Source organism: Mesorhizobium sp. M1A.F.Ca.ET.072.01.1.1 (genome assembly GCF_004023325.1).
Taxonomy (GTDB): Bacteria; Pseudomonadota; Alphaproteobacteria; order Rhizobiales; family Rhizobiaceae; genus Mesorhizobium.
Genome location: NZ_RZSF01000458.1, coordinates 1 through 4,035, shown reverse-complemented (window position 1 = coordinate 4,035; position 4,035 = coordinate 1). Strand labels below are relative to the sequence as shown.

The window sequence follows — 4,035 nt, the reverse complement described above, 5'->3', positions numbered from 1 at the left end:
CCTCGACACCCTTGGTGACGCCGAGGATGCCGCCGTTCTTCATGTCGGCGCCGAGCACGACGATGGTCTTGCCGGCAGCCCCTTTCGGTCCCGTGGTCGGTCCGTCCCACTTCTCGACCTTGCTGGCATATCTTTCGACCACCGCTTTGGCGTCGGCCATCGGGTCGGCCAGCGCCGGCGAGGCGATGCCAAGCGCCAGGCAGGCAATTCCGAGCTGTAGGACTGTTCTGCGCTGCATATCGTTTCTCCCATTAAGCATTGTCGGTTGTATTTGTTGATTGGCTGGTGGCTGGTCGGCTGGTGGGCGCGGATGCCGGCACCACGGCGCCGCGGCGCCGCTGCGCGTAGCCGGCAATGCCGATCGCGACGAGCAGGGTGACGCCGTTGAACAGCGGCTCTACCCAGAACGACCCGCCGAACTGCTGGATGCCGGAAATGCCTACGGCGAGGATAACGACGCCGACGATCGTGCCCCAGACATTGACGCGGCCCGGCTTGATGGTGGTCGATCCGAGGAATGCGCCGACCAGGGCCGGCAGCAGGTATTCGAGGCCAACACTGGCCTGGCCGATCCTGAGCTTCGAGGCCAGCAGCACGCCGCCCAAGGCGGTGAGCGCGCCGGAGGCGACGAAGGCCCCCATGACGAATCTCTGCACCGGAATGCCGTTGAGCGCGGCCGCCTTCGGATTGGCGCCGATGGCGTAGAGGTAGCGGCCAAGCGGCATGTATTCGAGCACCAGCCACATCACCAGCGCCAGCACGACCACGTAGTAGCCGGTGATCGGCAGGCCGAACAGCATGGTGCCGTTGAGGGAAAGGAAACCGTCGGGAAGCACGCCGACGACCTGGCGGCCGCCCGTGTACCACATCGCCAAAGCGTAGAGCACCGTGCCGGTGCCGAGTGTGGCGATGAAGGAATCGATGCGCGCCACCTCGACCAGCAGGCCGTTGATGAAGCCGGTGAGCACGCCGAGCAGGATGACGATGAGCACCGCGAGCGGCCAGGGCACGCCGAAGGCGGTTTGCAGGCTGATGGCAAGGATGTGCCAGAGCACGATGCCGTAGCCGACGGTGAGGTCGATGCGGCCCGAAGCCATCGGAATCATCGCCGCCAGCGACAAGAGCGCGATGATCGCCTTGTCGGAAACGATCGAACGCAAATTGAGCAGCGTCGGGAACGTCCGCGGCAGGAGCAGCGAGAAGAGCAGGATCAGGAGCAGCGTCAGGATCGGCAGGCCGTAGACCGGCAGATAGCGCGTCGCCTTCTGGCCGTAGCTCAGTCCGGCGAGCTCCGAACGGGTCGGCTCAAGCGCCGTCGATTTGATCGAGTTCATGGATCCTCCTCAGGCGGCTTCGGACACGGAAGCGGCGCTGATGAGCGCCGCCGTCGTCAAGGCATCGCCGGCGAGCTCGCGCACAATGCGATTGTGCGAGAAGACGAGCGCGCGGTGACAGATATGGGCGACTTCCTCGAAATCGGTGGAGACGACGATCACTGCCAGCCCGGCTTCGACCGCGGCGGCGATCAGCCGATAGATCTCGGCCTTGGCGCCGACATCGACGCCCGCAGTCGGATCCTCGGCGATCAGAAGCTTACGGCCCGTCGCCAGCCAGCGGCCGACGACCACCTTCTGCTGGTTGCCGCCAGAGAGCGCCTCGATCGGCAGGTGCGGGTCATTGGGCCGCAGCCCCAGCCGCGCGCCGAGCTCCCGCGTCAGCTCGCTTTCCCGGGCCGGCTTCATAAAGGAGAACAGCCCGCGGCCGACGGCCGAGGGGTTGAGATACATGTTCTCGCGCACCGAGAGCGACAGCGCCACGGATTCCTCGGTGCGGTCGCGCGCAATCAGTCCGACGCCGGCGGCAAGAGCGGCGCCGACCGAGGACAGGTCGAGGCGCTTGCCGTCGAGCGAGACCGTTCCCTCGAAACGCTCTGCGCCGAACAGCGCGCGGCCGACGGCTTCCTGGCCGGCGCCGCGCAGGCCGACCAATCCCAGCAATTCACCGGACCGTGCCTCGAAGCGGACCGGGCCGACGCTGCCGCAGGTGAGGTTTTCCACCTTCAGCCGCTCCGGCCCGTCCTGCCATTGCGACTTGGCGAACATCTGATGCGCGGGTCGACCGACGATCAGGTCGACCAGCTCCTGCGGCGTGGTCTCGGCGACCGGCTTCACCGCGACCATGCGGCCGTCGCGCATGACGGCGACCCGGTCGGCGATGCGGAACACCTCGTCCAGCCGGTGCGAGACATAGATCATGCCGACGCCGCGCTCGCGCAGCGGCCGCAGCGCCTCGAACAGGCGCTCGACCTCGTCCGCCGGCAGGCTCGCCGTCGGCTCGTCGAGCACCAGCACATCGGCTTCGGTAGCGAGCGCGCGGGCGATCGCCACCAGCGACTTTTCGGTGCGGGAAAGATCCTGGACGCGGGTCGCCGGGTCGAAGGCGCAGCCTACCAGCGCCAGCGCGCGCTCGGCGCGGCGTTCGGTGTCGCGCCAGTCGATCAGGCCGGAGCGGCGCGAAAAGCCCTGCGCCATGCCGACATTCTCGGCCACGGTCATCCATTCGATCAGGCCGAGGTCCTGATGGATGAAGGCTACTTTCTGCGGCTGATTGGGGCGGGGCGGGCGATGGTGATAATCCTCGCCGCGAAAGCGGATCGTGCCCTGGTCGCGCTTGTGGATGCCGGCGAGCGTCTTGATCAGCGTGGATTTGCCGGCGCCGTTCTCGCCGAGCAGCGCGACGATCTCGCCCTCATGGATGTCGAGCGAGACCGACTTGAGCGCCAGGGTGCCGCCGAAGCGCTTGGAGATGTCGATGAATTCGATGAGCTTGGGCCGCATTTTTTGGCCTCCTCCCAAGCCAAGCAAATGACTGAATTGCGACCGATGTTATCGCTAACATTTATGCAGGTCAAGTCTTGAAAATGGATCAACGCGCCGGCTATCGATGAGGCGGTTTTCGCGGAGAAGTACCATGTTCGGAGACATTGAAGGCGCTGGGTTCGAAGTTCTCGACGAGCGGTTCGAGCGGTGTTTCGTCGGTCACGTTGCGGTCGAGCGGCTGTGGACCGGCGGGCGCTGGCTCGAGGGCCCGGCGTGGTTTGCCGCCGGCCGGTATCTCCTTTTCTCCGACATCCCGAATGACCGCATCATGCGCTACGATGACACCAGCGGCGCGGTCTCGGTCTTCCGCTCGCCGTCCAACAACGCCAACGGCAACACGGTCGATTTCCAAGGGCGGCTGGTCACCTGCGAGCATCTCGCGCGGCGCGTCACCCGCACCGAGCATGACGGCTCGATCACGGTGATCGCCGACCGCTTCGAAGGCAGGCGCTTGAACTCGCCCAACGATGTGGTGGTGCGCTCGGATGGCACGGTGTGGTTTTCCGACCCGCCCTACGGCATCGCCACCGACTACGAGGGCGACCGCGCCGAGCAAGAGATCGAGGGATGTCATGTCTATCGTGCGGATCCTGGAACCGGTGAGATAACGCGAGTTGTCTCGACGATGGCAAAACCCAACGGCCTCGCCTTCTCCCCGGACGAGACGATCCTCTATGTCGGCGACACAGGCGTCACGCATCAGAAGGACGGGCCAAGGCACATCCGCAAGTTCGCTGTCGAAGGCAACAATCTGCGCGAACTCGGCGTTTTCACCACCTGCACGGCCGGTCTGTTCGACGGGTTCAGGGTGGACACGACCGGCCGCGTCTGGGCAGGGGCCGGCGACGGCGTCCATTGCTTCGATCCAGACGGCACGCTGATCGGCAAGATCCGCATCCCGGAGACGGTAGCCAACCTGACTTTCGGCGGTCCCAAGCGCAATCGCTTGTTCATCACGGCGCGGCAGTCGCTTTACGCGGCTTTCGTGATGGCGAACGCGGCGGGGCGGGGGTGAAAGCCGCGACCTGAGGTCCGCGGCGTCGGCTGCGGTCTCAGCTGCTCCGCGTGGCGACAAACGTTGCCGCCGCCTTCAGCAAATCCGCCTGCTCGCCATAGGGCTCCAGCAGCGCATGCGCCTGGTCGATGAGGCCGTGAA

The 4,035-nt window shown here is 65.8% G+C and carries 3 protein-coding genes and 2 pseudogenes; 1 reads left to right on the top strand and 4 read right to left on the bottom strand.

What is annotated here, in order from left to right; all coding sequences use genetic code 11:
- The 3 genes and pseudogenes from EOA32_RS34165 to EOA32_RS34155 all read right to left on the bottom strand — a co-directional run.
- Positions 1–238 (bottom strand): annotated as a pseudogene (locus tag EOA32_RS34165) (sugar ABC transporter substrate-binding protein); the annotation flags it as partial.
- A 13-nt stretch (positions 239–251) separates the two neighbouring features.
- A complete protein-coding gene (locus tag EOA32_RS34160) occupies positions 252–1,334 on the bottom strand; it encodes an ABC transporter permease (RefSeq protein WP_128374061.1) in 1,083 nt (360 codons plus the stop codon).
- 9 nt (positions 1,335–1,343) lie between these two features.
- Positions 1,344–2,837 carry a sugar ABC transporter ATP-binding protein gene (locus tag EOA32_RS34155; RefSeq protein WP_128374060.1) on the bottom strand — a complete coding sequence of 498 codons (1,494 nt, stop codon included), beginning with the start codon at positions 2,835–2,837 and terminating at the stop codon, positions 1,344–1,346.
- A 133-nt stretch (positions 2,838–2,970) separates the two neighbouring features.
- Between EOA32_RS34155 and EOA32_RS34150 the strand changes: the two genes are divergently transcribed.
- Positions 2,971–3,894: an SMP-30/gluconolactonase/LRE family protein gene (locus tag EOA32_RS34150; protein WP_128374059.1), complete on the top strand. Its 924-nt coding sequence runs from the start codon at positions 2,971–2,973 to the stop codon at positions 3,892–3,894.
- A 37-nt stretch (positions 3,895–3,931) separates the two neighbouring features.
- Here the strand turns inward: EOA32_RS34150 and EOA32_RS40370 are convergent.
- A pseudogene (locus tag EOA32_RS40370) lies at positions 3,932–4,035 on the bottom strand (polyprenyl synthetase family protein); the annotation flags it as partial.